Raw genomic sequence first — 1,044 nt, 5'->3', positions numbered from 1 at the left:
GTCCACTCCCCCTAAAATAAGACAGCTATAATTAGAGTTTCTGCCCTAAAAATTGCAGAGGTCATGATGAAAAAAGCCCGTTTTACTGAAACTCAAATCGTTAATATTTTAAAGCTCGCTGATTCAGGGATGAAAGTGGAAGACATTTGTCGCCAAAATGGGATCAGTAACGCCACTTATTATAATTGGAAATCAAAATATGGTGGCATGGAAGCTAATGATGTTAAACGATTAAAAGAGCTTGAGGATGAAAATGCGAAACTGAAAAAGCTCTTTGCGGAAGTCAGCCTTGAAAATCATGCGATGAAGGAGCTTTTTGCAAAAAAGGGTTGGTAGTGACTGAAAAGAAGTCCTGTGCACAATCATTAAAAGAGGCAGGTTTATCAGTCATTAAGGCTTGCAAACTAACTTCATTGCCCCGAGCTACTTTTTACCGTCAACCGTTAGATTGGCGTAAAAAAGACCAAGTGGTGATCGATGCCATACAATCTGTGTTAGCGAAATCACCACAATCAGGGTTTTGGAAATGCTATTTTCGGCAGCGATTTCAAGGCTATTCTTTTAATCATAAACGAGTTTATCGCGTTTATTGTCGATTAGGATTGAACTTGAAACGACGGGTTAAAAAGGTGCTTCCGAAGCGTGAAAAAAGACCATTAGTGATAGAAAAAGTCCCGAATATTCAATGGGCTTTGGATTTTGTACACGACAGTTTGTACTGTGGTAAACGCTTCAGAACCTTGAATATTATTGATGAGGGGACACGTGAGTGCCTGGCAATTGAAGTTGATACGTCATTGCCTGCTGAACGAGTCATTAGAGTACTAGAACGTTTGAAAATCGATAGAGGATTGCCGAAACAAATTCGAGTGGATAATGGGCCTGAACTTATTTCAGCTAATCTATTGAATTATTGTAAAAATAATCGAATTGATTTATGCCATATTCAACCCGGTAAACCTCAACAAAACGGTTTTATCGAACGATTTAATGGTTCATTTCGCCGTGAATTTTTAAATGCCTATTTATTTGAATCATTAAGCC

The 1,044-nt window shown here is 38.2% G+C and carries 1 pseudogene; it reads left to right on the top strand.

What is annotated here, in order from left to right:
* Positions 1–66 precede the first annotated feature (66 nt).
* Positions 67–1,044: pseudogene (locus PR699_RS19610) on the top strand (IS3 family transposase); the annotation flags it as partial.

The sequence above is a fragment of the Providencia sp. PROV268 genome (assembly GCF_028477805.1).
Taxonomy (GTDB): Bacteria; Pseudomonadota; Gammaproteobacteria; order Enterobacterales; family Enterobacteriaceae; genus Providencia; species Providencia stuartii.
Note: the sequence above shows the minus strand (reverse complement) of the source record. Positions and strands in the feature narration are given on the sequence as shown.